The sequence below is a fragment of the Methylocystis sp. H4A genome, from assembly GCF_015709545.1.
GTDB classification, from domain to species: Bacteria; Pseudomonadota; Alphaproteobacteria; order Rhizobiales; family Beijerinckiaceae; genus Methylocystis; species Methylocystis silviterrae.
Genome location: NZ_JADNQY010000024.1, coordinates 73,606 through 97,908 on the forward strand (window position 1 = coordinate 73,606; position 24,303 = coordinate 97,908).

The following is a 24,303-nucleotide window of genomic DNA, read 5'->3' on the forward strand; positions in this document are numbered from 1 at the left end:
GCTATGTCCAACGCCAATGACTGTGGCGCGCCGCAAAAACATGGCGCGGTGTGCTGGAGCGAACTCAATGTCCACGATGTCGAGCGGGCGAAGAAGTTTTACAGCGAAACTCTTGGCTGGAGCTTCGAGGGAATGCCCATGGACGGCGCCACATACTGGATCATCAGTTCGCAGGGCGCGCAGGTCGGCGGCATGTTCGAGATGAAAGCCCCGGAATTGGCGAGCGTTCCAGAACACTGGCTGACCTATATCGGCGTCGATGACGTCGACGCCCGCCTGGAGAAGGCCAAGGCCGCCGGCGCCACGATCTGCAAGGACGCCTTCGAGATCCCCGGCGTCGGCCGCATGGCCGTGCTGCAGCAGCCGGGCGGTGCCTTCGTCGCCTGGATGACGCCGAAGCCGCCGAGCGCCTAGGCGGAAGGTCTGACCTCATCGCCGTCTAGGGCATGCTCGCCGCGCAAAGATCAGAAAGCGGGGCCATGAGCGTTAAGGCTTCGAATGGCGAAGGCTCGAAGCCCACCGCCAGATAGAAGGCGGCGGCCTCAGCGGATATGGCGTGAACCAAGACGCCTCTGATTCCGATCGCCTCGGCTGCGTGGATGACGCGCTGGGCGGCGTCGCGGACGAGCGCGCGACCAAGACCCTGGTTCTGGCGTGCGCGATCGATCGCCAACCGGCCAAGCACCGCCACCGGAACAGGATCGGGCATATTGCGCCGAAGCCTTGGCGACGCCGTGATAACTGCGACCGCTCCGGAGGCGAGCGCGTAATAGGCGACAACGCGAGAACCCTCGCAGACGACGTAAGTTCGGGACGCGCCGCTCGCCTGATTGGCGCGGGCGCGGCGTCTCAGCCAGTCGTCGAGAGCGGAAACGCCGCAGTCGAAAGCAGAGAGTTCGTCGGCGTCGGATATCGGGCGGGGTGGACTGGGCTTCACTCCCACGGCGCTTTGGTCGTCATCATGCGCCGCAATTTCTCGTTCGGCGCGGGCGGCGCATCGAGGCGTTCGACGAAGCGCGCATAGTCTTCCGAGCTGACATTGAACAGCGTGCGGTCCAGCAACGCGTCTTGGGCGGCGCGGCGGCCGGCGTCGAGCAGAAAATCCGTGCGCGTCTTGCCGAGAAGCGTCGCTGCGCGCGCGATGAGTTCGCGGTCCTCAGGCTTAACTCGAAGATTGAGCGTTTCGCGCTTCGCATCAGGGTTGGCCGCCATGACGGTTTTCTCCAGCAATTCGCTTACTTTTAGCATGACGTAACGACGATGTCATTACCTTCACAAGGTAGCGGATGCCACGTCACAAGCCGCAAACGCCCGATCGCTTACGCTGCCACCACCAGCGAATCGGAGCCGTGGAAAATGTTACATCTATTTGGCGGAGCCTCCTTCAAATTGGAATGTTCTCTGGGTCGGGCATCCCTTGCGCTAAGGGCTAAACTGAATGTTCGACTCCTAGCGTTGGCCGCTGTCGTCGTGGGCGTTGCCGCGATCGCCCTTCGGCATTGGGCGGCTTGACCTCAAACCCGTTACGGGCGACCTATCGGCGTCCGCAACGACCGCCGAAACGACCCCCCATGAACGAAGCCGCATCAGAGACCCGTCTGCCCGACCCGGTCGTCGCCGAACCGGCGCCCCGCCACCGCACGTGCGCGGTGGCTGTTGGCGCGGGCCCCGCCGCGGTGATCGTCGGCGGCGGCGCGCCGGTCGTCGTGCAGTCCATGACCAACACCGACACGGCGGATGTCGAGTCGACCGTGACGCAGGTTCTGGCGCTGGCGCAGCAGGGCTCGGAGCTGGTGCGCATCACCGTCGATCGCGACGAGGCGGCGGCGGCCGTGCCGCATATTTTCGAGAAGCTCGCGCAGAAGGGATGCCACGTCCCGCTCATCGGCGATTTCCACTACATCGGCCACAAGCTGCTCGCCGATCATCCCGCCTGCGGCGAGGCGCTCGCCAAATACCGGATCAATCCGGGCAACGTCGGCTTCAAGGAAAAGAAGGACAAGCAGTTCGCCTCGATCGTTGAACTTGCCGCCAAGCACGGCAAGGCGGTGCGGATCGGCGCCAATTGGGGCTCGCTCGATCAGGAGCTGCTCACCTATCTGATGGACGTCAACGCCGCTTCCGACAGGCCGCTCGACGCGCGCGCCGTGATGCGCGAGGCGCTGACCCGTTCGGCGCTGATGTCGGCGAAGCGCGCCGAGGAGATCGGCCTTGCGAAGGACCGCATCGTCATTTCGGCGAAGGTCTCGGCGGTGCAGGATCTCATTGCCTGCTACCGGATGCTCGCGCAGCGCAGCGACTATGCGCTGCATCTTGGCCTCACCGAGGCCGGCATGGGCTCGAAGGGCGTCGTCGCGTCCTCGGCCGCGCTCGGCGTGCTGCTGCAGGACGGCATCGGCGATACGATCCGCGTGTCGCTGACGCCGGAGCCCGGCGGCGACCGCGCGCTCGAAGTGCGCGTCGCGCAGGAAATTCTGCAGACCATGGGCTTTCGCACCTTCGTGCCGCTCGTCGCGGCCTGCCCCGGGTGCGGGCGCACCACCTCGACCGTCTTTCAGGAACTCGCGCGCGACATCCAAGCGCATATCCGCGAGCGGATGGCGGCCTGGCGCGCGCAATATCCAGGCGTCGAGACGCTCAATGTGGCGGTGATGGGCTGTATCGTGAACGGTCCCGGCGAGTCGAAACACGCTGACATCGGCATTTCGCTGCCCGGCACCGGGGAGACTCCGTCCGCGCCCGTCTTCATCGACGGCAAGAAGGCGATGACGTTGCGCGGCGAGGGCATCGCCGAGGAGTTCACCCGCATCGTCGACGATTATATCGTGCGCCGCTTCGGCGGCGGCGCGAAAGGCGAAGCGGCGGAGTAGGCTACGCCGTCGTCTCTCGCGCGCGTCATGGCCGGGCTTGTCCGGCCATCCACGCAAAGAAGCGCGATGACGACGTGGATGCCCGCGACAAGCGCGGGCATGACGCGCGAAATGTCAAAGCTGCGCGCCGTTTGACGCCGATTCGAGCGCCTCCGCCGCCTTTCGCAGATCGCGCCAGGCGGCGGGCTTCAACGCCGCGCTTTTCAGCATCGCCTCGAGACTGGAAAAAACGAAGGCGCGCGCGACATGCGCGCCGCAACGCGCTTCGAACGCCTTGCCGCGCAGCTTTCCCACCGGCTCGTTCGTCGTCAGCATGATCCGCGCCGGCGCTTCGCCAAAAATCAGCAGAACGTCCGGCCGCGCCAATTCGACCCTGCGGCGCGCGAATGGCGCGAAGATCGCCGCTTCATGCGGGCTCAGCGCGCGATCGCCAGGCGGGCGCCAGGGCGAGACATAGGCGAGAGTGGCGCTGGAGCGATCAAAGCCGATCGCCGCCAGCATATTGTCGAGGAGTTTCGCCGAAAGCCCGCTGAACGCCTCGCCGCTTGTTTCTTCCGTCACGCCCGGCGCGGCATCGAAGGCGATGAGACGCGCGGCGGGCGCGCCGGCGCCGAACAGAAAATGCTGCGCCATGTCGCGAAACGGCGCGTGCGGAAAATCGGCCAGACGCGCCGCGAGCTCGTCAAGATCGCTCGCGCTGGACGCCTCCTGCTCCGCGGCGCGAATGGCTTCATCCGGCGCGGCGATCGGCGCCGCGGCGCGGCGCGGGCGTTCGGCGGCCGTCGGCTGCGGCAAGGTTTGAAGCATCGCCATCGATTCGGCTGGCTCGGTCAGCGACGCCGCGACCGCGCGCGCGCTGTCCGCGTAGCGGTCGTGCGGCGCCTCGTCGAGCGCGAGATCGACGCCGCTTTGAACGTACCAGTCGAGCAAGGCCCTGAGGGCGTTAGCATTTTCCGGAAGGTCGGCGCGCATGACATTGAGACTAAACGAAGCTGGCGCGAGATCAACCGAAGCGGTGTGGAGCCGCACATTTTGCGGCGGCGATTTGCGCAATCTATATTGCGCCAAATCAAAGCTCTTTCTCAATGAGACAGATCGGCCGATGCTCGAGACCGTCGCGATTGCCGAAGACGAACAGGACTTGCGTGAGCTGCTCGCCGAGTTTCTATCGACGAACGGCTATCGCGTTCTCGCGGCGTCGAGCGCCGCGGAATTCCGCGCCATGGTGGAATTCGAGGCGATCGATCTCGCCATTCTTGACATCAACATGCCGGGCGAAGACGGGCTGTCGCTTGCGAGATGGCTGAATGCGCGCGGCTCCACGGGCATCATCTTCGCAACAGCGGTCAATTCGGCGATCGACCGCATCGTTGGGCTCGAATCGGGCGCCGACGACTATGTCACCAAGCCTTATCACATGCGCGAAATGCTGGCGCGTATCCGCGGCCTGCTGCGGCGCAGAAAGATGGTGCGCGCGGCCCTCGCCGGCAAAAGGCTGGCGGCGATCACGTCGATCGACGTCGTCGGCTACACGCGCTTGATTCAATACGACGAGCATAACGGATTGGCGCTCATCGACCGGTTCTTTCGCGATGTCGTCACGCAATCGCTTCCTCGCCGCTCCGGAAGTTTATTCAAGATGCTCGGCGACGGCGCGCTGATCGATTTCGCCAGTGTGCACAACGCGATCGAATGGGCCGTAGAATGCCAGACGGAAACGCGCGCTTATGCGACGGCGCATGGGCACGCGCAAACGCTGCAGTTGCGCATCGGCGTGGCGGTTGGCGACGTGATCGTTCGAAACGGAGACCGCTTCGGCGAAGTCGTGGCGCTCGCCGCGCGCATACAGGAAGCCGCGCCGGCCGGTTCGGTGATGATTTCGGATGTGGCGCACGCTATGACGCGCGGGAATATACGCAAGGACTTCGTGGCGCGACGGCACGCGCTCAAAAACATCGCCGAGCCGATGCAGTTGTGGCTGCACGAGACCTCCAGCGCGGCGCTCAATGAGCGCGCATCAAATTGAGAGAGCGCCTCAAATGAATATCCAGCAAGGGGCGACGCAAGCGCCGGTGACCGGCGGCGCGCTACTGCAGGCATTGTTCGACGCTATGCCAGGCCGCGCCGCCTTTCTCGACGTGGAGCTACGCTATCGCTACGTCAATCGCGAGTTTCTCTTGGCGCTCGGAGCGACAGAAGATTGCGTCATCGGGAAATTCGTCGAGGACGTTTTTGGCGCCCAGGCGGCCAGTCTTTACAAAGCAGCGATTCAAAATCTTTCGGCGAACGCGCCGCAACGCCTGCGCCGTTTCGTTGACGACGCCAGCGGCGCCCGTTGGATCGAAGAGGAGCTCAGGCCGTTCACGCCGGGCGGGGTCATGCAGGGCGTCGTCTGCGTCGCGCGTCCGCTGGCCGACGCCGAGCAGCAGTGCGAAAGCGATCGGCTGGAATTGCTTGAATCGCACAGGACGCGGGAGGCGATTCATGCGGCGGTGGTCGACTCCGCTCTCGATTGTATCGTCGTCATCGACGCACAGGGCCGTGTCGTCGAGTTCAACCCTGCGGCTTCGGCGACGTTCGGCTATTCGCGCGAGCACGCGATCGGCAGGACCGTCGCCGAACTGATCGTCCCGGTGGAAATGCGCGAACATCACAACAGCGGGCTTGAGCGCTTTCGAGCGGGCGGGCCGGCCTCTGTTATCGGGCAGCGCGTCGAATTGGAGGCGATGTGCGCCGACGGTTCGCGCATTCCCGTCGAATTAGCGATCACGGCGGTTGGTTCGGGCCCAAGCGCTCTTTTCACTGCGCATCTTCGCGACCTACGTCCGGCGCGAGAAGCGCAGACGCAAATCGAACGTCAAAGAGAAGCGCTCTACCAAAACGAAAAGCTTGCAGCCCTTGGGTCGCTCCTCGCCGGGGTGGCGCATGAACTCAACAATCCGCTCTCCATCGTCATCGGACAGGCGCTCATGCTGCGCGAGGCGGCTCAGTCGCATGCGAGTTTCGACACGCATTTCGAGGAATTTGCGGAACGCGGCGCGAAAATCGAGACAGCCGCCAACCGCTGCGCGCGAATCGTCAAGGTTTTCCTAGCCATGGCCCGTCAGCGCGAGGCGGAACGCGGAAGAGTGGAGATTCCCGATCTCGTCGAGCGCGTGCTCGAACTGCTTTCGTATGGATTGCGGACGGCCGGCATCGAGGTGACCAAAGACGTCCCTGCGGACCTGCCGCCGCTCTTGGCCGACAGCGACCAGTTGCATCAGGTGCTGCTCAATCTGGTGGTGAACGCCAAGCAGGCGCTGGAAGCGCAGCCGGCGCCACGGCGGATTTCGATCGTCGCGCGCGCCGATCAAGCGGCCCAGAAGCTCGATGTCCACATTTCCGACAATGGGCCGGGCGTTCCAGACGCGATCCGCAACCGCATTTTCGATCCTTTCTTCACGACGAAGCCGCAGGGGGTGGGAACCGGAATCGGACTTGCCGTTTCGCGCGGTCTCATCGAGTCGCACGGAGGTTCGCTCACTCTGGAGCCGCCGCAGCCGGGCGCGGGCGCTGTTTTCGCGATCAGGCTGCCGATCGACGCAGTGGGCATCGAAAGCGTCGCCGTCGCCGAGAATACAGCGACGGCAGCGCAGCGGATCAAGCAGAGGCGTGCGCTGATCGTGGACGATGAAGTCGAAATCGCAGGCTTGCTCGGCGAAATCTTGCGACGGCTAGGCTTCGACTGCGAGATCGCGACGAGCGGCGACCACGCGAAACAAGCGATCGCCGCGCGGCCGGCGGACCTCATTCTCTGCGACATCCGTATGCCCAACGGCGACGGCCCGGCTTTCTACGACTGGCTCAGCGTCGAACATCCGCAGATGACCAACCGTATCGCCTTCGTCACCGGCGACGTTTTGGGTCCCGGCGCAGATCGCTTCATCGCGCGTTCGGGCTGTCCGATCGTAGAGAAACCCTTTACGCCGGAGGACATCCGCCTCGTCGCTGATTTGTTGTGCGACGACGCGGCGGCGTGAATCGGGCTCGCGACGAATTTCAACAGCAGCGAAACGCGCGCGCGCCGCCGGCGCCGAAACGCGCATTCTCGCGCGCCCGGAAAAATTCGTCGCGCGTCATGATCGCCTCGCCGTCGTGAAGCGCGCGGACATGCGCGACATAGACGTCGTAATCGCCCTGCCCGACCATCAGCTTGGCGCCGTCGCGCAGTTTGCGCGCGAGACGATTGAGATCAAGCCCCGGCAGGCTGCAGATCGTGCAATTCATCTTCGGTCTCCCGCGTGGTGACATGCTCAGCGGCGCGCGCGGCGCGGATGGCTCGAATCGCGAAGCCGAGCATCGCCAGAACCAGCGTCACGTAAATCGCGCAAAGCGTGGCGTCGACATAGTCGTTGAAGATGACGCGCTGCATCTCGGCGAGAGTCTTCGCCGGCGCCAGCAATTGATCCTTATCGGCGGCCGCTGCGAATTTTCTGGCATGCGCCAGAAAGCCGATGCGCGGATCCTCATGGAAGATTTTCTCGAAGGCCGCCGTCAGCGTGCAGATATAGAGCCACGCCGTCGGCGCGATGGCGACAAAGGCGTAACGCTCGCGCTTCATCCGATAGAGCACGACGACGCATAGCGTCAGCGCGATCGCCGCAAGCATCTGGTTGGCGATGCCGAACAGCGGCCACAGCGTGTTGATGCCGCCGAGCGGATCGATCACGCCCTGATAGAGGAAATAGCCCCAGCCGCTCACGGCGATCGCGGTCGCGGCGAGGTTCGGCGCCCAGGCCCTTGTGTTGCCGAAGGCCGGAAAGAAGGCGCCGAAGAGATCCTGGATCATGAAGCGCGCGACGCGCGTGCCGGCGTCAATCGTGGTGAGGATGAAGAGCGCTTCGAAAAGAATCGCGAAATGATACCAGAAGGCTTTCGCAGCCGAGCCGCCGATGGCGGAAGAGAGGATATGCGCCATGCCGACGGCGAGCGTCGGCGCGCCGCCGGTGCGCGACAATATGGTCTTCTCGCCGACCTCGGCGGCGACGCCCGAAAGCGTCTCCGGCGTGACCGCGAAGCCCCATGAGGAGATCGCCGCCGCGGCGGAATCGGGCGTCGCGCCGATCAGCGCCGGCGCGCTGTTCATGGCGAAATAGACGCCGGGCTCCAGCACGCTTGCGGCGATGAGCGCCATGACCGCGACGAAGGATTCCATAAGCATCGCGCCATAGCCGATGAAGCGCGTCTGCGTCTCGTCGGCGATCATCTTCGGCGTCGTGCCGGAGGACACAAGCGCATGAAAGCCCGACACCGCGCCGCAGGCGATGGTGATGAACAGGAACGGGAAGACGCTGCCGGCGAAGACCGGGCCCGTGCCGTCGATGAAGCGGCTGACCGCCGGCATCTGGAGGTCGGGCCAGACGATGAAAATGCCGATCGCGAGCGACAGGATCGTGCCGACCTTCAGAAAGGTCGACAGATAGTCGCGCGGCGCCAGCAGCAGCCACACCGGCAAAACTGAAGCCACGAAGCCATAGCCGATGAGCATGAAGGCGAGGGTCTCGGCCTGGAAGGAGAAGAGCGGCGCGAGCAGCGCGCTCTCCGAGACGGTGCGGCCGAAGGCGATGCTCAGGAGCAGCAGAACGAAGCCGATCGCCGACATTTCGCCGATGCGTCCGGGCCGCAGATAGCGGCCATAGACGCCCATGAAGACGGCGATCGGCAGCGTCGCGAAGACGGTGAACGCGCCCCAGGGACTATCGGCGAGCGCCTTAACGACGACGAGCGCCAGCACCGCCAGCAGGATGATCATGATGGTGAGAATGCCGATCATGGCGATGACGCCGGGCACGCGCCCCATCTCGGTCTTAATGAGATCGCCGAGCGAGCGGCCGTCGCGCCGCGTCGAGATGAACAGGACGAGAAAATCCTGCACGGCGCCGGCAAAGATGACGCCAGTTAAGAGCCACAATGTTCCCGGTAGATAGCCCATCTGCGCCGCAAGCACGGGGCCGACGAGCGGTCCTGCGCCGGCGATGGCCGCGAAATGGTGGCCAAACAGCACCCATTTGTCGGTCGGCACATAATCGAGCCCGTCATTGCGGCGAAGCGCGGGGGTGCGGCGGCGCGCATCGAGCCCCAGCACACGCTCGGCGATGAAGCGCGAATAGAAGCGATAGCCAATGGCGTAGGTTCCGATCGCCGCCGTGACGAGCCACATGGCGTTGACGTTCTCGCCGCGCGAGACCGCGAGCGTGTAAAGCGAGAACAGCACGAGAGCGAACACGAGCGCCCAGGGAAACAGCTTCAATGTCTGACGGCTGTCGGCGATGTTGATGATCGACATTAGAACTCCGAATAGCGCCCACTCTCGGCGCATCGATTTCAACGAAACTTATAATTTTGCGAGGGTCAAGGGATCGCGGCGATCGGCGAAATATTTGTGCAGAGCCTCGCCGAAAAGCGGCTCTTGTGGCGCCGCCGCCGCAAACAAGGTCATCGACGAATGGAACTTCAAATCGTCGGGAGAGCCGAAGATCTCATGCGCGCTGCGTCCCTCGACCCTGTTGACCAGTCCGACGCACTCCTTCAGCCGCGCCCCCAACAGAGGATGCGCGAGATAGGCGTGCGCCTCGGCCAGCGAGCGGATGGCGTAGCGCTGCGCCATGGCGCTCGCGCCCAGCCCTTCGAGCTGCGGAAAAACGAACCACATCCAGTGACTGCGCTTGCGGCCGGCGGCGAGCTCAGCCGCCGCCTGAGCGTAAACAGGCTCCTGCGCCGCGACGAAGCGGGCGAGACCGTAAGGATCGTCCGCGGCGGCGGTCATGACCAAATCCGTTGATCAACTCCGCTGTCATTCTCGACGCGCGCAACGCGCGCGATCGGGAATCCAGAGCAAGACCAACATTCAATTGGCTCTGGATTCCCGGTCGGACCTCCGGTCCGCCGGGAATGACAGGCCAATCGATTCGATATCACTCCGCCGCTTCCGCGGCGACGGGCGCGTAGTTGAGAATGGGCGCGAGCCAGCGTTCGACCTCGCGCGCCTCCATGCCCTTGCGGCGGGCGTAATCTTCGACCTGATCGCGCTCGATTTTAGCGACGCCGAAATAATGCGCGCTCGGATGCGCCAGATAGAGCCCGCTGACGGAAGCGGCCGGCGTCATGGCGTAACTTTCGGTCAGCTTCACGCCGGTGCGCTTTTCGACATTGAGCAGATCGAAGATCGTCGCCTTTTCGGTGTGATCGGGCTGCGCCGGATAGCCGGGCGCCGGACGAATGCCGGCGTAGGGCTCGGTCGTCAGCGCTTCGGGCGCGAAATTCTCTTCACGCGCATAGCCCCAAAACTCTTTGCGCACGCGCTCATGCATGCGCTCGGCGAAAGCTTCCGCGATGCGGTCGGCGAGCGCCTTGACCATGATCGAGCCATAGTCGTCATTGGCGCGGGCGTAGCGGGCGGCGATCTTTTCTTCTTCCGCGCCGGCGGTCACGACGAAGGCGCCGACATAATCGCCCTTGCCGCTCTCCTTGGGCGCGACGAAATCGGCGAGCGCGAGATTGGCCTTGCCGTCGCGCTTTTGCAATTGCTGGCGCAGCGTATGCAGCGTGGCGATCTTTTCATTACGCGACTCGCCGTTGTAGAGCGCGATGTCGTCGCCGATGGAATTCGCCGGCCAGAAGCCGATGACGGCTTTCGGCGTGAACCAGCGCTCCTCGACAATCCGCTTCAGCATGGCGCGGGCGTCGTCGTACAGCGTGCGCGCCGCCTCGCCACGCTCGGGATCGTCGAGCAGCGACGGATAGCGCCCCTTGAATTCCCAGGTCTGGAAGAACGGCGTCCAGTCGATGTAGGGAACAAGCTCGCCGACGTCATAACTCGCAAAGGCCCGCGCGCCGCTGAAGGAGGGCTTCGGCGGCTCATAGGCGGCCCAGTCGATTTTATAAGCGTTGGCGCGCGCCTGCGCGAGCGGCGTCCGCAACTTGTCGGCCTGCGCGCGCGCATGCGCCTCCGCGAGGCGCTCATATTCAGCGCGCGTCTGCGCCACATAATCGGGACGCGTCCTCTCGGAGACGAGCGCCTGCGCGACGCCAACGGCGCGGCTCGCGTCGGTGACATAGACCGCCTGGCCGCGACGATAATTGGGACTGATCTTCACCGCCGTATGCACGCGGCTTGTCGTCGCGCCGCCGATGAGGAGCGGCGTGTCGAGACCTTCGCGCTCGAGCTCAGAGGCGACGAAGCACATCTCGTCGAGCGACGGCGTGATGAGGCCGGAAAGACCGATGAGATCGACCTTTTCCTTCTTGGCGACTTCAAGAATCTTCGCGCAGGGCGTCATGACGCCAAGGTCGATCACCTCGAAATTATTGCAGCCGAGCACAACGCCGACGATGTTCTTGCCGATGTCATGAACGTCGCCCTTCACCGTCGCCAGCAGGATTTTGCCGGCAGTGGAGCGCTCGCTCTTATCGGCCTCCATGAAGGGCATGAGATAGGCCACCGCCTGTTTCATCACGCGCGCCGATTTGACCACCTGCGGCAGAAACATTTTGCCCGTGCCAAAGAGATCGCCGACGACATTCATCCCGGTCATCAGCGGGCCTTCGATCACGTCAAGCGGCCGCGTGGAGCGCTGACGCGCCTCTTCCACATCCGCTTCGACGTAATCGGTGACGCCGTTCACCAGCGCATATTCGAGACGCTTCTCGACGGTGTTCTCGCGCCAAGCGGCGTCCTTTTCCTGGGTTTTGCCAGCCGCCCCCTTGAATTTTTCAGCAAGTTCGACGAGGCGCTCGGTCGAATCCTTGCGGCGATTCAGGACGACATCTTCGCAAAGCTCGCGCAATTCGGGATCAATCTCGCCATAGACCGCAAGCTGGCCGGCGTTGACGATGCCCATATCCATCCCCGCCTGAATGGCGTGATAGAGGAACACCGAATGCATCGCTTCGCGCACGGGTTCGTTGCCGCGGAATGAGAAGGACAGGTTCGAGACGCCGCCCGACACATGCACATGCGGCAGATCGCGCTTGATGACGCGCGTGGCTTCGATGAAATCGACGCCGTAGTTCTCATGCTCCTCGATGCCGGTCGCGACCGCGAAAATATTGGGATCGAAAATGATGTCCTGGGGCGGAAAGCCGACGATGTCGGTCAAGATTTTATAGGCCCGCGTGCAAATCTCGGTCTTGCGGGCGAAGGTGTCGGCCTGGCCCTTTTCGTCAAAGGCCATGACGACGACGGCGGCGCCATAGCGGCGCACCTTTTGCGCATCGGCGATGAATTTTTCTTCGCCTTCCTTCATCGAAATCGAATTGACGACGCCCTTGCCCTGCAGACACTTCAGGCCGGCTTCAATCACGGCGAATTTAGATGAATCGACCATCACCGGCACGCGGGCGATGTCGGGTTCGGCGGCGACGAGATTGAGAAATTCCACCATGGCGCGTTCGGAATCGAGCAGGCCTTCGTCCATATTGACGTCGATGACCTGCGCCCCGTTCGCCACCTGATCCCGCGCGACGTCGAGCGCCGCGGCATAGTCGCCATTGGTGATGAGCTTGCGGAACTTCGCCGATCCGGTGACATTGGTGCGCTCGCCGACATTGACGAAGGGAATGTCCTTGGTCAGCGTGAAGGGCTCCAATCCAGCAAGACGCAGCATCGGCTCGATCGTCGGGATCGCGCGCGGAGCGACGCCCTTCACGGCGCCGGCGATCGCGGCGATATGGTCCGGCGTCGTGCCGCAGCAGCCGCCAAGCACATTGACGAGACCGGCGGTCGCGAATTCGCCGACGAGCTCCGCCATATATTCGGGGCTTTCGTCATAAAGCCCGAATTCGTTGGGGAGGCCGGCGTTGGGGAAGGCGCAGACGCGCGTATCGGCGATGCGGCCGATCTCGGCGATATGCTGACGCATCTCGCGGGCGCCGAGCGCGCAGTTGAAGCCGATCGAAAACGGCTTGGCGTGGGCGAGCGAATTCCAGAAGGCGACCGCCGTCTGACCGGAGAGCGTCCTGCCCGAAAGATCGGTGATCGTGCCGGAGATCATGATCGGAAAACGGGTTCCGACCTCGTCGAACGCGTCTTCGAGCGCATAGAGCGCCGCCTTGGCGTTGAGCGTGTCGAAAACGGTTTCGACGAGAAGAATGTCGGCGCCGCCTTCGATGAGGCCAAGCGCGGCTTCCTTATAGGCGGCGCGCAGTTCGTCGAAGGTGACGGCGCGAAAGCCCGGATTGGATACGTCGGGCGAGATCGACGCGGTGCGATTGGTCGGGCCGAGCGAACCGGCGACGAAGCGGCGCACGCCGGTCTTCGCCGCGACTTCGTCGGCGGCCGCGCGCGCCAGCCGCGCGCCCTCGCAATTGAGTTCGAAGGCGAGATGCTCGAGCCCGTAATCGGCCTGAGCAATTGTCGTCGACGAAAATGTGTTGGTCTCGATGATGTCGGCGCCGGCGTTGAGATAGGCGACATGGATCGCCTTGATCGCGTCGGGCTGCGTCAGCGTCAGCAGGTCGTTGTTGCCGCGCAGATCCTTGGCGTGATCTGTGAAGCGCGCGCCGCGGAAATCGGCCTCCTCGAACTTGTGGCGCTGGATCATCGTGCCCATGGCGCCGTCGAGAATGAGGATCCGGCGCGAGGCGGCCTCCTCCAAAGTCTGGAGAATATTGGGGCCGTAAGCTTTGTCGAAAATCATGCGATGGCCCTTTCACGAACGGGACGCACGCCAAGCAAATGGCAAATGGCGAAGACGAGGTCGGCGCGATTATTGGTATAGAAGTGGAATTCATTGACGCCGGCGCGCGCCAGGCTCATCACCTGCTCGACGGCGGTCGTCGCGGCGATGAGCGCGCGCGTCTCCGGATCCTCGTCCAGTCCATCAAAGCGCTCGGCGAGCCAGCGCGGCACGCTCGCCCCGGCCTTTTGCGCAAAACCCGCGACTTGCTTGAAATTGCGGATCGGCATGATGCCGGGCACGATCGGAATCGTGATTCCCCGCCCGCGCGCCTTGTCGAGAAATTTGAAGTAGACGTCATTGTCGAAGAAGAACTGCGTGATGGCGCGCGTCGCGCCGGCGTCGACCTTCGCCTGAAGCGCGTCTAGATCCTGTTCGATCGAGGCGCTTTCCGGATGGCCTTCGGGATAGGTCGACACTGAAATCTCAAAATCGCCGATCCGACGAATGCCGCTCACGAGATCGGTCGAATTGGCGTAGCCTTTCGGATGCGCCTCAAATTTCGACCCCACGCCTGTCGGCGGATCGCCGCGCAGCGCCACGATATGGCGAACGCCGGCGTCCCAATAGTCGCGCAGGATCGCGTCGACGTCTTCGCGCGCGGCGGAAACGCAGGTGAGATGCGCAGCTGGCTTCATTTCGGTCTCACGCACGATGCGCGCGACGATCGAATGCGTGCGCTCGCGGGTGGTGCCGCCGGCGCCATAGGTGACGGAAACGAAATGCGGTTTGAGCGCCGCCAGCCGATTGATCGTCTGCCAGAGTTGCGTCTCCATCTCCGGCGTCTTGGGCGGGAAGAATTCGTAGGAGATCGCAAATTGGTTGGGCGACGCCGTGGGATGAAGAGCGTTAAACATCAGGCTGTCTCATAAGATACTGTGGGAATGGGATCGGCGATGACGCGCGGATCGCGCGCCAGCCACAAGGACACGGTGAGCTTGGCGCCTTCGCTGGGGTCGGGCGCCAATTGCCGGTGTTGAATAATGTCGAGGCCGGCTTGCGCGAGCAGTCCGGTGATTTCAGCGTCGGAAAAGCCGAGGCGGCGGTGCGCGTGCTTATCGCGCAGCGCCTCTTCCTGATGCGGCGCAAAGTCGACGACGAGCAGACGGCCGCCGGGGGCGAGCACCCGCGCCGCCTCGCGCAGCGCGCGGCCCGGATCGTCGAGAAAATGCAGAACCTGATGCATGATCGCGAGGTCGATGGAGTTGCGCTCGATCGGCAGCGCATAGATGTCGCCCTGACGCAGCTGCACATTGTCGAAGCCGGTCTCTTCGAGCCGGCCGCGCGCGACGCCGAGCATGGCGGAGGAAAGATCGACGCCGACGGCGCGCTCGGCCTGGGGCGCGAACAGCTCGAGCATCCGGCCGGCGCCGGCGCCGAGATCGAGAAGGTTGCGCACCGGTCTGTCGCCGACGCACTGGCGCATCGCTTCTTCAACGCGCTCCTCGGGGACGTGCAGCGCGCGGATGTGGTCCCACTCCTCGGCATGCGCGGCGAAGTAGCGCGCGGCGTTCTCGGCGCGCGCGTGACGCACCTGGGCGAGTCTCGCGCGGTCGCCGGCGAGAAGCGCGTCGTCAGCCTCGAGCCAACCGACGAGGGCGCGCGCGAGGGCGCCCGCCGGGCCGGCCGGCGACAGACGGAAAAAGGCCCACGCCCCTTCGCGGCGGCGCTCGACGAGGCCAGCCTCGACGAGGAGCTTAAGATGGCGCGAGACGCGCGGCTGAGACTGGCCCAGGATCGCCACAACCTCGCTGACCGTCAGCTCCGACTGGGCGAGCAACGCCAGAAGACGCAGGCGCGTCTCCTCTCCGGCGGCGTTCAACGCCGCAAGCGTCGGGTCGAGGGCCAATTTGGCGACGGACTTCATGAGCGCTCCGCTAGATATAAAGATATCTATATACGTCAAATTTACCGGGCGCAACCACGGTCGCCGTTTTTTGACGAGGGAATGCTCTTGACCGAATCCCAAACCAGGTTCATCTTTTGTTACATCGCACCTGTCGATCTGACAGCATGATCGGCAGGCTCGCTCGGGCGGGACCTCGACGCGAACGCGATCCAGGATAGGCTCAAAAACCCCCTGTTGATGGGCCGAACCGAGCAACATTGTTGCGAGAGGAGCATGACGCCACCGGGTCATACCATTTGACCGGCGTTTGGTTCCGGTCACTGGGCGATCAGGAGCAGCTGCCTGATCTGTCCATCCTCCGAGACAATCGACAATCTTCCGGGCGGCCGAAGGCAAAGGCCAAGCGTCGGACGCCCGTTCACAGACTGGACAATCCAGACTAGCTTCCAAGAGAAGCAAATGGCCCCGTGAGCTCTGCGCCACGGGGCCTGTTTTATTTCCATCGCTAAAAAGCACGGTCCCGGGCGAAAGCCGAACGCGACGTTCGGCCCTTCGCCTTTCAAGGCTCGGAACCAGCGCTGGCCGGCTACGCCGGCGCCTTCTCTTCTTCCTTGCTGACGACCTCGAGGAAGCTCTCCGCCGCCTCGCGCCGCTCGAAGACATGCGGCTGCAGACCGCGTTTGGAGAGCGCCTCCTTCATCTTCAGGCGTGCGAAGGCGCTCGTCGAATAACGGGTCGTCGTCAGATAATAGCGCTGGCTCATGTAGTCGATCATTTCGGCGTAATCGTCGTAGAGCGCCTCGTTGATCTTCCAGCCGTCGTGATTGACGACCGAGTTGACGCGCTTGCCGACCTTGTCCGACGCCTCGATCAGCGTCTTGCGCAGATCGTCGATGTCCTTCTTGGTTCGGGCGTGCCAGCCCTCGAGATTGACGAAAAGAATGTTGCGGTCGGCGTCGTAAGTGACGCGATCGGACATGTTGAGATTGATCAGGTCGGCGAGCAGCCCCATCGGCTCGTCGATGAAGATGCGCTTATCCATCAGTTCGGCGTGTTCGATGATGGGCTTGAAATCCATATGCGCCAGGATGTCCTTGTCGATATCGATCCCCGGCGCGACCTCGATCAGTTCAAGCCCCTTGTCGACGAGTTTGAACACGCAGCGCTCGGTCACGTAATAGACCGGCTGCTTGCGCTTTTGCGCGAATTTGCCGGAGAAGGTGATCTGCTCGACGGCGTTGAGGAACTTCTTGTTCCTGCCTTCCTGCAGAATGTTCACCTTGCCGTCGGCGATTTCGACGCGCAGTCCGCCATTGGTGAAGGTGCCGGCGTAGACGACGAGGCGCGCGTTCTGGCTGATGTTGATGAAGCCGCCGCAGCCGTTGAGGCGTCCGCCAAATTTCGACGTGTTGACGTTGCCCTGCAGGTCGCACTCGGCCATGCCGAGACAGGTCATGTCGAGACCGCCGCCGTCATAGAAGTCGAACTGCTGGTTCTGCTGAATGATCGCGTCGGCGTTGGTCGCGGCGCCGAAGCTCGAACCGGCCGCGAGCACGCCGCCGATGGCGCCGGCTTCCGTCGTCAGCGTGATGTAGGGCGTCATCTTTTCTTCGTTGGCGACGGCGGCGATGCCTTCCGGCGCGCCGACGCCAAGATTAACCACCCCGTTCGGCGGCAGCTCGAAACTGGCGCGCCGCGCGATGACCTTGCGCTCGTCGAGCGGCATCTTGGCGAACTTCTCGACCGGCACGCGGATTTCGCCGGAAAGCGCCGGATTGTGGATCACGCCATAGTTCATGCGGTGCATTTCCGGCGGATCGGCGACGACCACGGCCGAGACGAGAATGCCAGGTATATGCACGTCTTTCGGCTTGATCGAGCCCTGTTCGACGATGCGCTCGACCTGCGCGATGACGAGCCCGCCATTGTTATGGGCGGCCATGGCCTGAGCGAGATTGTCGAGCACGAGCGCCTCGCGCTCCATCGAGATATTGCCGGAAGGATCGGCCGAGGTGCCGCGAATGAAGGCGACGTCGATCTTGGTGGCGATATAGAACAGCCACTCCTCACCCATGATGTTATGGTATTTGACCATGTCCTCCTTGGTGCGGTCGTTCACCTTGCCGCCGCCAAAGCGCGGGTCGACATAGGTGTAGAGGCCGACTTTGGAGAAGAGACCCGGCTGGCCGGAGGCGCAGGCGCGGTAGAGCTGCGAGATGACGCCCTGCGGGAGATTGTAGCCGCAGATCTTGTTCTCCTGCGCCGCCTGGGCGACCTTCGGCATGCGGCCGAAATTGGCGGCGATCACCCGGCGCAGCAATCCTTCGTGATGGAAGCGCCCGGTGCCGAGGCCCTTGGAGTCGCCGGCGCCCGCGGTCATGATCAGCGTGAGATCGCGCGGATGCTGGCTCTCGACGAAGCGCTTTTCCAAAGCGGCGTGCAAAGCCTCGGGAATGCAGCTCTGGACGAAGCCGGTGGTGGTTACGACGTCATTGTCGCGAATGAGCGCAATCGCCTCGTCGGCGGTAATGACCTTATTGTTCGCCATGTCCTCAGGGTTCCCTCGCTCCCCACTCTTTGATTGCGGACCGTTGACGTCGCCGCTCTGGTGGGCGTTTTGCTCAAAATGAGCGCTCAACCGTAGAGACCGCGCCGCCCTCGCGCAATAGCGGCGATGCGCCGCAGATCGGCCGCAACCTCGCCAACGCGCGGGAGATTGGCCGTCAGTCGCCGCGGTAGACGCAGCCCTCAAAACAGCTGTCGCGAAAGACGCCGACTTCGGCAAGACCCGGCAATGTGGGCGCGAGGTCGCGCCAGATATAGGCGCAGAGATTTTCGAGCGTCGGTTTTCCCAGCCCTTCAAGGTCGTTGAGAAACGAGTGGTCGAGGCGTTCGCGCAGCTCCGCGAGCCTGCGGCCAAGCTTGCCGAGGTCCATCACCCATTGCTCTTCGAGGGTGGGCTCGCCGCGCAGGGTGACGCGCACGCGAAAGGAGTGGCCATGCAGATTGCGGTATTTGCCGCCCTCTGGAGCCTCGGGATCGTAGAGCGCGTGCGCCGCCTCGAAATAAAACTCCCGAAAGATCTCGAAACTCGACACCGTCACTTCACCCCGATCGCCTTGTGGGTTTGCAAAGACAGACGCCAGCGCGGATGCGCCAGGCAGTAGCTGACCGCGGCATCCGTATTGCGCGAAACATCCGGCCCGTCCATGGGCTGCAGCAGAAAATGCGTAAAGTCGAGCCGCTCATAGGCGGAGGGATCGACGCCCTTTTGGGGGTAGACCAGCTTCAATTCCGCGCCGCGCGTCTGGGCCAGCGGCGCGCCGCCCTTGGGCGACACGCAGATCCAGTCGATCCCAAAGACGACGGGCAGCGTGCCGTTCGTCTCGATGGCGATCTCGAAGCCCTGCCCGTGAAGCGCCGCGACCAAGGCCTCATCGATCTGCAGCATCGGCTCGCCGCCGGTCAGCACGGCGAAGCGCCGCTCGCGGGCCTCGCCCCACAGCGTCGCCAAATGGCCGGCAAGCGCCGTCGCGTCGGCGAATTTTCCCCCGCCCTCGCCCTCGAAGCCGACGAAGTCCGTGTCGCAGAACTGGCACTGCGCGGCGGCGCGGTCCGCTTCGCGCCCGCTCCACAGATTGCAGCCGGCGAAGCGGCAAAAGACCGCGGCGCGACCCGCGTTAACGCCTTCGCCCTGCAGGGTTTTGAAGGCTTCCTTGACGATGTAGGCCATTGCCCGCTCTAGATCACGCTGCATTTGGGCGAAATCGCCCAAATGCAGTAACGTGATCGATCTCAAAGTTCTAGAGCGCGCTTACGCGAAAAACCGGCATCCACTTTTTCGCGAGCCGCGCTCTAGCGCGGACGCCGCGCGACGTAAAGCGAGGCAAGACGCTTACCCGTTCTTGGGAAGCTCCTTGTCCTTGCCCTCAGGCTCGGGCGCGGGCTGCGGACGCGGGTCGAGGCTGCGGATATAGGTGACGATATCGTCGATCTCCCTGCGCGAGAGATGCATGTCGGGCATCGGCGGATGCGGATCCATCAGGAAATGGCCAAGCTTCTTCCTGTCGGTTCGGCGCTGGGCGATATCGAAGAAGGACGGCGCGTCGGCCGAGGCGCTGGTCTGATCCGACGTCACCACATGGCAGGATGCGCACCATCGCTTCGCGACGATCGCGCCGCGCTGGGCGTCGCCCGCCGCAAGCGCCGAAGTTGCGAAAGCGGCGCTTCCGCCGACGAGGGCCATTGCGAGCGTAAGGCGTCGAAGCTGCATGTGGTTTTCCTTAAGCGGGAGCCGTCGATTCGCTTCGCATCAAAGCACAAGCGCGGCCCGCTGGGTATCGGCGCCTCTCACGCGAGCTTGCGTCAGGACGACGCGCGGCCTCGAGGGTTGCTGCATTTTTGCAACACTCATGTGATCTGATTGCAACAGTGTGGCGGATTAGCATCTTGCCCACGATTGGAGCTGCGGCAGCCCCTTTTCAGACACAAAAGCTGAGCTAAGGTGATCCGGTCACAAGCTCATTCGAGATGCGGAGACAGGCGCCGAAAGATTTCGCTTTCGGCCGCAGGTTCCTTCTTTCCCTCTCGCTGATCAGCGGTGACGGCTGGCGTATGGCCTTAAAGGCGTCGGGCGTCTTCTTGGGGTGAGGAAAGTCGGAACATTATGGTCGGAAGCGTTCATGCGGGCGTGAACTCAGCCTTTACGCGCAAGCGCGCGGCTTTGCCGCTCTGCCTTTTCGCGACGAGCCTGGGCATGCTGGTGACGGCTTTTGTCGCGCCGGCGCCCGCTCTTGACGCGCCTCGAACGGCCACGAGAGCCGAGTCGCAGCCTCTACCAATGTTCAAGGATCCGCGCGCGGCGCTCCGCGCTGGACTTGAAAGCTACCATGCCGGCGACGCCGCGACCTCCATCGCCGCGCTGCGCTACGCCGCCGAGGGCGGCGAGCCGCTGGCCAAATGGAAGCTTGGCCGAATGTACGCCGAAGGCGACGGCGTCGTTCGCGACGACGCCAAGGCTTATGAATATTTCGCGCAAATCGTCGACCACTACGCCGACGACGAGCCGGATCCGCGCGAGCGTTCGATGGCGGCAAGCGCCTTCGTCGCCGTGGGCATTTATCTGCGTGACGGCGCTCCAAGCGGAAAGATCAAGCCCGATCTCGATCGCGCGTTTGATCTGTTCCGTTATGCGGCGACGTATTTCAGCAACGCCGACGCGCAGTACAATCTGGCGCGAATGTATCTCGAAGGGACCGGCGTCAAGAAGAACGTCCGCCAGGGCGTGAATTGGCTGGAGCTCGCGGCGCGCAAGGGCCATCCGCAGGCGCAGGCGATGCTCGGCCGGCTGATGTTCACCGGCGAGGCGAGCGGCGAACCCGAACGCGCGCGCGGACTCATGTTTCTGACGCTGGCGCGCGACGCAGCTGGCGGCGCGACCCACGACCAATGGATCGCGGATTTGCACGCCGAAGCGCTGAATTCCGCCAGCGACGCCGACCGTAGCGCGGCCGTCACCATGCTCGAAGGCTATCTGCGCGAACGCAACTGACGTTCAGATTTCAGCCGGCTTGCGCCGCGGCGCCTTTGAACTTCACCGGAATGCTCAGGAAGCGCGCGCCATCCCCGCGCGGCGGCGGAAACTTGCCGGCGCGAATGTTCACCTGAATTGAGGGCAGCAGCAGCCGCGGCGCGGCAAGCTCCTGATCCCGCTTGTGTCGTCCCGCCACGAAGTCTTCCTCGCTGACGCCATCCTTGATCTGCACGTTCTTGGCGCGCTGCTCGGCGACCGTCGTCTCCCAGGCGTAGAATTCTCGTCCCGGCGCCTTGTAGTCGTGACACATGAAGAGCCGCGTCTGCGGGGGCAACGAAAGTATGCGGCGGATCGACTGGTAAAGCGCATGCGCGTCGCCGCCGGGGAAATCCGCGCGCGCCGTCCCATAGTCGGGCATGAACAGCGTGTCGCCGACAAACACCGCATCGCCGATCTTATAGGCGACGTCGGCCGGCGTGTGGCCGGGCGTGTAGATCGTTTCGCCCTCGAGTTCGCCGATTCTGAACCGCTCGCCGTCCTTGAAGAGGTGGTCGAAGCAGCCGCCGTCAGCCTTGACGTCCTCAGCGCCGAACACCGGCTTGAAGATCGCCTGGACCTTGTCGATGTGTTCGCCGATGCCGATCTTCGCGCCCGTCGCCGTTTTGACGATCTGGGCGGCGGTCAGATGATCGGCATGCGCATGAGTTTCGAGAACCCAATCGATCGTTAATCCTGCCCGCGCCGCCTCGGCGAGGATGGCGTCGATGGAATGCGAATCGGCGACTCCGCTCGCCGGGTCATAATCGAGCACGGGATCGACGATCGCCGCGCGCTTCGTGGCGGGGTCGCTGACGATATAGGTGATCGTGTTGGTGGACTCGTCAAAGAAGGCCCTCACGGACGGCGCCTGCGGCATCGATCTCTCCTTCTTGCAGCGCTCAAGCACTTCTCTTCGTTCGTGCTTTCGCCTTTTCCTGCTTGCGCCGTCAGATATATGCGCTATAGCTAAATAAGCAATAGCTAATATTATACGCGCGAAGGAGCGACATGCTGACGGCTATTCCTCTGGACGCCGTGCTTGGTCTGATCTCCGGCGGAATCGTCGGCTTTACGCTGGCGCTCGTCGGCGGCGGCGGCTCGGTGCTGGCCGTGCCGCTTCTTGTCTATCTTGTCGGCGTGCCCAATCCACATATCGCGATCGGCTCAAGCGCCGCGGCCGTCGCTGTCAACGCCCTGATGAGTCTCGCCAATCATGCGCGCGCACGGACCATCAAATGGCGCTGCGCCTCTGTCTTCGCAGTCTTCGGGGTTGCCGGCGCATTCGGCGGCTCGACGCTCGGCAAGATCATCGACGGCGAAAAGCTGCTCGCGTTGTTCGCGCTGCTGATGGTCGTCGTGTCCTATCTGATGCTGCGGCGCCGGGGCGCGCTGGGCTATCCAGCAGTCCGGCTCAACCGCGAGAATTTCCCCCGGCTCGTCGGCGCAGGCGCTACGGCCGGCGCGCTTTCGGGCTTCTTCGGCATCGGCGGCGGCTTCCTGATCGTGCCGGGGCTGATGTTTGCGTCCGACATGCCGATCTTGAACGCCATCGGCTCGTCGCTCGTCGCCGTCGCCGCCTTCGCGGTGACAACGGCGGCGAACTACGCCTTTTCGGACCTCGTGGACTGGGAGCTTGCCGGGACGCTCGTGCTCGGCGGCGCGTTTGGCGGGCTGATCGGCGCCGCGGCGGCGCGACATCTGTCGAAGATGCGCGGGGCGCTGAGCGCCGTCTTTGCAACGGTCATCTTCGCGGTGGCGCTCTATGTGCTCTGGCGCAGCGGCGGCGCGCTCGGACTACTCGATCACGCGGCGAAATCGGCGTAGATCGCGACGTGATCGGAAGGTTTCTCGCCGGCCCGCATCGATTTGACGATCTCTACGCGCGCCAGCCGATCAGAAGCTTGCGGCGAGAGCAGAAGATGATCGATGCGAAGTCCCTTGTTCTTCTGCCAGGCGCCGGCCTGATAATCCCAGAACGTGTAAAGCCCGCCTTCATCCGACGTCGCTCGCAAAGCGTCCGCATAGCCGAGATTGACCAGGCGCTGATAGGCGGCGCGAGTCTGCGGCAGGAATAATGCGTCGCCAATCCAGGCCGACGCCTCATAGACGTCCCGCGCCTCCGGAATGACATTGTAGTCGCCGGCGAGAACCGTCGGCTCTTCGAGGCCAAGCAGCGCCTCCGCGTGGCGCGTCAGCGTCTCCATGAAGGCGAGCTTGTAGAGATATTTCTGCGTGTGCGGCGGATTGCCGTTCGGCGCATAGATCGAGGCGACGCGCATGACGCCGCCGGCGCCGTCGGCGATGATCGCCTCAATGTAGCGCGACTGCGCCTCGCCGTCGAAGCCCGGCAGACCGAGAGTGACGTCCTGAAGCGGCGACTTGGAGAGGATTGCGACGCCGTTGAATCCCTTCTGCCCGTGGACAGCGACGTTATATCCGGCGTCTTCGATTTCGAGTCGCGGAAAAACGTGATCCTCGCACTTCGTTTCCTGCAGGCACAGCGCGTCCGGCGCGGCCTCGCGCAGAAAGGCGAGAAGCGGCGCGAGGCGCTGCCTGACAGAATTGACGTTCCAAGTCGCGATGCGCACCGTCGGCTCCTGGATCACGCTGGATTTGGGCGAATTCGCCCACATCCAGATGACGTGATCGTTCACATAAATTTAGAGCGCGCTTTGCGCGAAAAACCAGCGTCCGCTTTTTCGCGAGCGCGCTCTAGCGCCGCACGCGCGCTAGTCGAGGCGATAGGTGGCGTGGCAGGCGTTGCAGGCTTGCACGACTTGCGACAGTTCGGCAAGCGCGGGACGCATGTCGCCGCCGGGCCCGATCTTGGCCGCCTCCTGCGCGAATTTGCTCGCCTGTTCATGCATCGTCAGACCGAGCGCGCGCATCTCGTCAGGCATGTGATGCGCCATCATCGCGGGCATATCGCCGAGGTCGCCACTCTTGGCGTTTGGCTTGCACGCCGCCGCGCCGGACGACGCCATGCCGAGCCGCGTGTCGGCGATTTTCGCTGCGCCCGCGCCGTCGCCCTTGCCCAAGGCCGCCAGGATCTCGGCGACCGCCTCCGCATGTCCGCGCATATTGGCGAGCATATGCGCGCGCATCGGCGCCGGAAGGTCGACCTCCTGGCGCGTGTCGCGCATCTTCGGCGACATTTTCATATGCTCCATGTTCATTTGCTTCATATGCGCGCCGTGATCGTCCGTATCGTCGCCCGCGTTAGCGGCGGCGGCAAACAACGAGAGCCCGCATGCCGCGGCTAAGAGAAATCTTCCAATCATGGCCTCCCCCTTTTCA

22 protein-coding genes are annotated in these 24,303 nt (G+C 63.6%); 6 read left to right on the forward strand and 16 right to left on the reverse strand.

Annotation, left to right across the window (positions count from 1 at the left end; translation table 11 throughout):
* Nucleotides 1–3 precede the first annotated feature (3 nt).
* A complete protein-coding gene (locus tag IYW40_RS10720; protein ID WP_196400280.1) occupies nucleotides 4–414 on the forward strand; it encodes a VOC family protein in 411 nt (136 codons plus the stop codon).
* 25 nt (nucleotides 415–439) lie between these two features.
* Here the strand turns inward: IYW40_RS10720 and IYW40_RS10725 are convergent, their stop codons facing one another.
* Nucleotides 440–913, reverse strand: a complete 474-nt coding sequence (locus IYW40_RS10725; RefSeq protein ID WP_348644263.1) for a GNAT family N-acetyltransferase — start codon at nucleotides 911–913, stop codon at nucleotides 440–442.
* A 20-nt stretch (nucleotides 914–933) separates the two neighbouring features.
* Complete coding sequence (locus IYW40_RS10730; protein WP_196400278.1) at nucleotides 934–1,212, reverse strand: DUF1778 domain-containing protein; 279 nt, start codon at nucleotides 1,210–1,212, stop codon at nucleotides 934–936.
* A gap of 359 nt (nucleotides 1,213–1,571) precedes the next feature.
* Here IYW40_RS10730 and ispG point away from each other — a divergent pair, with 359 nt between their 5' ends.
* Nucleotides 1,572–2,870: a flavodoxin-dependent (E)-4-hydroxy-3-methylbut-2-enyl-diphosphate synthase gene (ispG, locus tag IYW40_RS10735; protein ID WP_196400277.1), complete on the forward strand. Its 1,299-nt coding sequence runs from the start codon at nucleotides 1,572–1,574 to the stop codon at nucleotides 2,868–2,870.
* A 114-nt stretch (nucleotides 2,871–2,984) separates the two neighbouring features.
* Here ispG and IYW40_RS10740 read toward each other — a convergent pair whose 3' ends face one another.
* Nucleotides 2,985–3,938, reverse strand: a complete 954-nt coding sequence (locus IYW40_RS10740) for a uracil-DNA glycosylase (protein ID WP_246720726.1) — start codon at nucleotides 3,936–3,938, stop codon at nucleotides 2,985–2,987.
* A 34-nt stretch (nucleotides 3,939–3,972) separates the two neighbouring features.
* Between IYW40_RS10740 and IYW40_RS10745 the strand changes: the two genes are divergently transcribed.
* Together IYW40_RS10745 and IYW40_RS10750 are read left to right on the forward strand one after the other, a co-directional pair.
* The gene (locus IYW40_RS10745; protein ID WP_196400276.1) at nucleotides 3,973–4,896 is read left to right on the forward strand and encodes a response regulator; all 924 of its coding nucleotides are present in this window, start codon (nucleotides 3,973–3,975) and stop codon (nucleotides 4,894–4,896) included.
* A gap of 13 nt (nucleotides 4,897–4,909) precedes the next feature.
* The gene (locus IYW40_RS10750; RefSeq protein ID WP_196400275.1) at nucleotides 4,910–6,889 is read left to right on the forward strand and encodes a PAS domain S-box protein; all 1,980 of its coding nucleotides are present in this window, start codon (nucleotides 4,910–4,912) and stop codon (nucleotides 6,887–6,889) included.
* A gap of 19 nt (nucleotides 6,890–6,908) precedes the next feature.
* Here the strand turns inward: IYW40_RS10750 and IYW40_RS10755 are convergent, their stop codons facing one another.
* From IYW40_RS10755 to IYW40_RS10800, 10 genes are all read right to left on the reverse strand, one after another.
* Complete coding sequence (locus IYW40_RS10755; RefSeq protein ID WP_196400274.1) at nucleotides 6,909–7,136, reverse strand: YbdD/YjiX family protein; 228 nt, start codon at nucleotides 7,134–7,136, stop codon at nucleotides 6,909–6,911.
* Nucleotides 7,102–9,195, reverse strand: coding sequence for a carbon starvation CstA family protein (locus IYW40_RS10760; protein ID WP_196400273.1), 2,094 nt, complete (start codon nucleotides 9,193–9,195; stop codon nucleotides 7,102–7,104). The genes IYW40_RS10755 and IYW40_RS10760 overlap by 35 nt, the downstream gene beginning before the upstream one ends.
* Nucleotides 9,196–9,243: 48 nt before the next feature.
* Nucleotides 9,244–9,675, reverse strand: a complete 432-nt coding sequence (locus IYW40_RS10765) for a DUF1810 domain-containing protein (RefSeq protein ID WP_196400272.1) — start codon at nucleotides 9,673–9,675, stop codon at nucleotides 9,244–9,246.
* A 148-nt stretch (nucleotides 9,676–9,823) separates the two neighbouring features.
* A complete protein-coding gene (metH, locus tag IYW40_RS10770; RefSeq protein ID WP_196400271.1) occupies nucleotides 9,824–13,546 on the reverse strand; it encodes a methionine synthase in 3,723 nt (1,240 codons plus the stop codon).
* Nucleotides 13,543–14,442, reverse strand: coding sequence for a methylenetetrahydrofolate reductase [NAD(P)H] (gene metF, locus IYW40_RS10775; protein ID WP_196400270.1), 900 nt, complete (start codon nucleotides 14,440–14,442; stop codon nucleotides 13,543–13,545). The genes metH and metF overlap by 4 nt, the downstream gene beginning before the upstream one ends.
* Nucleotides 14,442–15,452 carry a metalloregulator ArsR/SmtB family transcription factor gene (locus tag IYW40_RS10780; RefSeq protein ID WP_196400269.1) on the reverse strand — a complete coding sequence of 337 codons (1,011 nt, stop codon included), beginning with the start codon at nucleotides 15,450–15,452 and terminating at the stop codon, nucleotides 14,442–14,444. The genes metF and IYW40_RS10780 overlap by 1 nt, the downstream gene beginning before the upstream one ends.
* A gap of 568 nt (nucleotides 15,453–16,020) precedes the next feature.
* Nucleotides 16,021–17,982 carry a CoA-transferase gene (locus IYW40_RS10785; protein WP_196400268.1) on the reverse strand — a complete coding sequence of 654 codons (1,962 nt, stop codon included), beginning with the start codon at nucleotides 17,980–17,982 and terminating at the stop codon, nucleotides 16,021–16,023.
* Between the two features lie 175 nt (nucleotides 17,983–18,157).
* Nucleotides 18,158–18,538, reverse strand: coding sequence for a 6-carboxytetrahydropterin synthase (locus IYW40_RS10790; protein ID WP_348644259.1), 381 nt, complete (start codon nucleotides 18,536–18,538; stop codon nucleotides 18,158–18,160).
* Nucleotides 18,535–19,167, reverse strand: coding sequence for a 7-carboxy-7-deazaguanine synthase (queE, locus tag IYW40_RS10795; RefSeq protein ID WP_196400267.1), 633 nt, complete (start codon nucleotides 19,165–19,167; stop codon nucleotides 18,535–18,537). Before queE ends, IYW40_RS10790 begins: the two co-directional genes overlap by 4 nt.
* A gap of 162 nt (nucleotides 19,168–19,329) precedes the next feature.
* Complete coding sequence (locus IYW40_RS10800) at nucleotides 19,330–19,707, reverse strand: cytochrome c (protein WP_196400266.1); 378 nt, start codon at nucleotides 19,705–19,707, stop codon at nucleotides 19,330–19,332.
* Nucleotides 19,708–20,100: 393 nt separating this feature from the next.
* Here IYW40_RS10800 and IYW40_RS10805 point away from each other — a divergent pair, with 393 nt between their 5' ends.
* Entirely contained in the window at nucleotides 20,101–20,985 is an 885-nt protein-coding gene (locus tag IYW40_RS10805) for a tetratricopeptide repeat protein (protein WP_196400265.1), read from the forward strand.
* A 10-nt stretch (nucleotides 20,986–20,995) separates the two neighbouring features.
* On the opposite strand, the gene IYW40_RS10810 is transcribed toward IYW40_RS10805, so the two are convergent.
* Entirely contained in the window at nucleotides 20,996–21,883 is an 888-nt protein-coding gene (locus IYW40_RS10810; RefSeq protein WP_196400264.1) for an MBL fold metallo-hydrolase, read from the reverse strand.
* Between the two features lie 131 nt (nucleotides 21,884–22,014).
* Between IYW40_RS10810 and IYW40_RS10815 the strand changes: the two genes are divergently transcribed.
* Entirely contained in the window at nucleotides 22,015–22,830 is an 816-nt protein-coding gene (locus IYW40_RS10815) for a sulfite exporter TauE/SafE family protein (RefSeq protein ID WP_196400263.1), read from the forward strand.
* On the opposite strand, the gene xth is transcribed toward IYW40_RS10815, so the two are convergent.
* Both xth and IYW40_RS10825 read right to left on the reverse strand, forming a co-directional pair.
* The gene (gene xth / locus IYW40_RS10820; protein WP_196400335.1) at nucleotides 22,809–23,594 is read right to left on the reverse strand and encodes an exodeoxyribonuclease III; all 786 of its coding nucleotides are present in this window, start codon (nucleotides 23,592–23,594) and stop codon (nucleotides 22,809–22,811) included. The genes IYW40_RS10815 and xth overlap by 22 nt on opposite strands.
* 141 nt (nucleotides 23,595–23,735) lie before the next feature.
* Nucleotides 23,736–24,287, reverse strand: a complete 552-nt coding sequence (locus IYW40_RS10825) for a cytochrome c (protein ID WP_210327235.1) — start codon at nucleotides 24,285–24,287, stop codon at nucleotides 23,736–23,738.
* Between the last annotated feature and the right edge of the window lie 16 nt (nucleotides 24,288–24,303).

What these genes read in the sequence shown, in the direction of transcription:
- IYW40_RS10720 (WP_196400280.1), top strand. Translation starts at nt 4, where the DNA reads ATGTCCAACGCCAATGACTGTGGCGCGCCGCAAAAACATGGCGCGGTG.
- IYW40_RS10730 (WP_196400278.1), bottom strand. Translation starts at nt 1,212, where the DNA reads ATGGCGGCCAACCCTGATGCGAAGCGCGAAACGCTCAATCTTCGAGTT.
- ispG (WP_196400277.1), top strand. Translation starts at nt 1,572, where the DNA reads ATGAACGAAGCCGCATCAGAGACCCGTCTGCCCGACCCGGTCGTCGCC.
- IYW40_RS10745 (WP_196400276.1), top strand. Translation starts at nt 3,973, where the DNA reads ATGCTCGAGACCGTCGCGATTGCCGAAGACGAACAGGACTTGCGTGAG.
- IYW40_RS10750 (WP_196400275.1), top strand. Translation starts at nt 4,910, where the DNA reads ATGAATATCCAGCAAGGGGCGACGCAAGCGCCGGTGACCGGCGGCGCG.
- IYW40_RS10755 (WP_196400274.1), bottom strand. Translation starts at nt 7,136, where the DNA reads ATGAATTGCACGATCTGCAGCCTGCCGGGGCTTGATCTCAATCGTCTC.
- IYW40_RS10760 (WP_196400273.1), bottom strand. Translation starts at nt 9,195, where the DNA reads ATGTCGATCATCAACATCGCCGACAGCCGTCAGACATTGAAGCTGTTT.
- IYW40_RS10765 (WP_196400272.1), bottom strand. Translation starts at nt 9,675, where the DNA reads ATGACCGCCGCCGCGGACGATCCTTACGGTCTCGCCCGCTTCGTCGCG.
- metH (WP_196400271.1), bottom strand. Translation starts at nt 13,546, where the DNA reads ATGATTTTCGACAAAGCTTACGGCCCCAATATTCTCCAGACTTTGGAG.
- metF (WP_196400270.1), bottom strand. Translation starts at nt 14,442, where the DNA reads ATGTTTAACGCTCTTCATCCCACGGCGTCGCCCAACCAATTTGCGATC.
- IYW40_RS10780 (WP_196400269.1), bottom strand. Translation starts at nt 15,452, where the DNA reads ATGAAGTCCGTCGCCAAATTGGCCCTCGACCCGACGCTTGCGGCGTTG.
- IYW40_RS10785 (WP_196400268.1), bottom strand. Translation starts at nt 17,982, where the DNA reads ATGGCGAACAATAAGGTCATTACCGCCGACGAGGCGATTGCGCTCATT.
- queE (WP_196400267.1), bottom strand. Translation starts at nt 19,167, where the DNA reads ATGGCCTACATCGTCAAGGAAGCCTTCAAAACCCTGCAGGGCGAAGGC.
- IYW40_RS10800 (WP_196400266.1), bottom strand. Translation starts at nt 19,707, where the DNA reads ATGCAGCTTCGACGCCTTACGCTCGCAATGGCCCTCGTCGGCGGAAGC.
- IYW40_RS10805 (WP_196400265.1), top strand. Translation starts at nt 20,101, where the DNA reads ATGGTCGGAAGCGTTCATGCGGGCGTGAACTCAGCCTTTACGCGCAAG.
- IYW40_RS10810 (WP_196400264.1), bottom strand. Translation starts at nt 21,883, where the DNA reads ATGCCGCAGGCGCCGTCCGTGAGGGCCTTCTTTGACGAGTCCACCAAC.
- IYW40_RS10815 (WP_196400263.1), top strand. Translation starts at nt 22,015, where the DNA reads ATGCTGACGGCTATTCCTCTGGACGCCGTGCTTGGTCTGATCTCCGGC.
- IYW40_RS10825 (WP_210327235.1), bottom strand. Translation starts at nt 24,287, where the DNA reads ATGATTGGAAGATTTCTCTTAGCCGCGGCATGCGGGCTCTCGTTGTTT.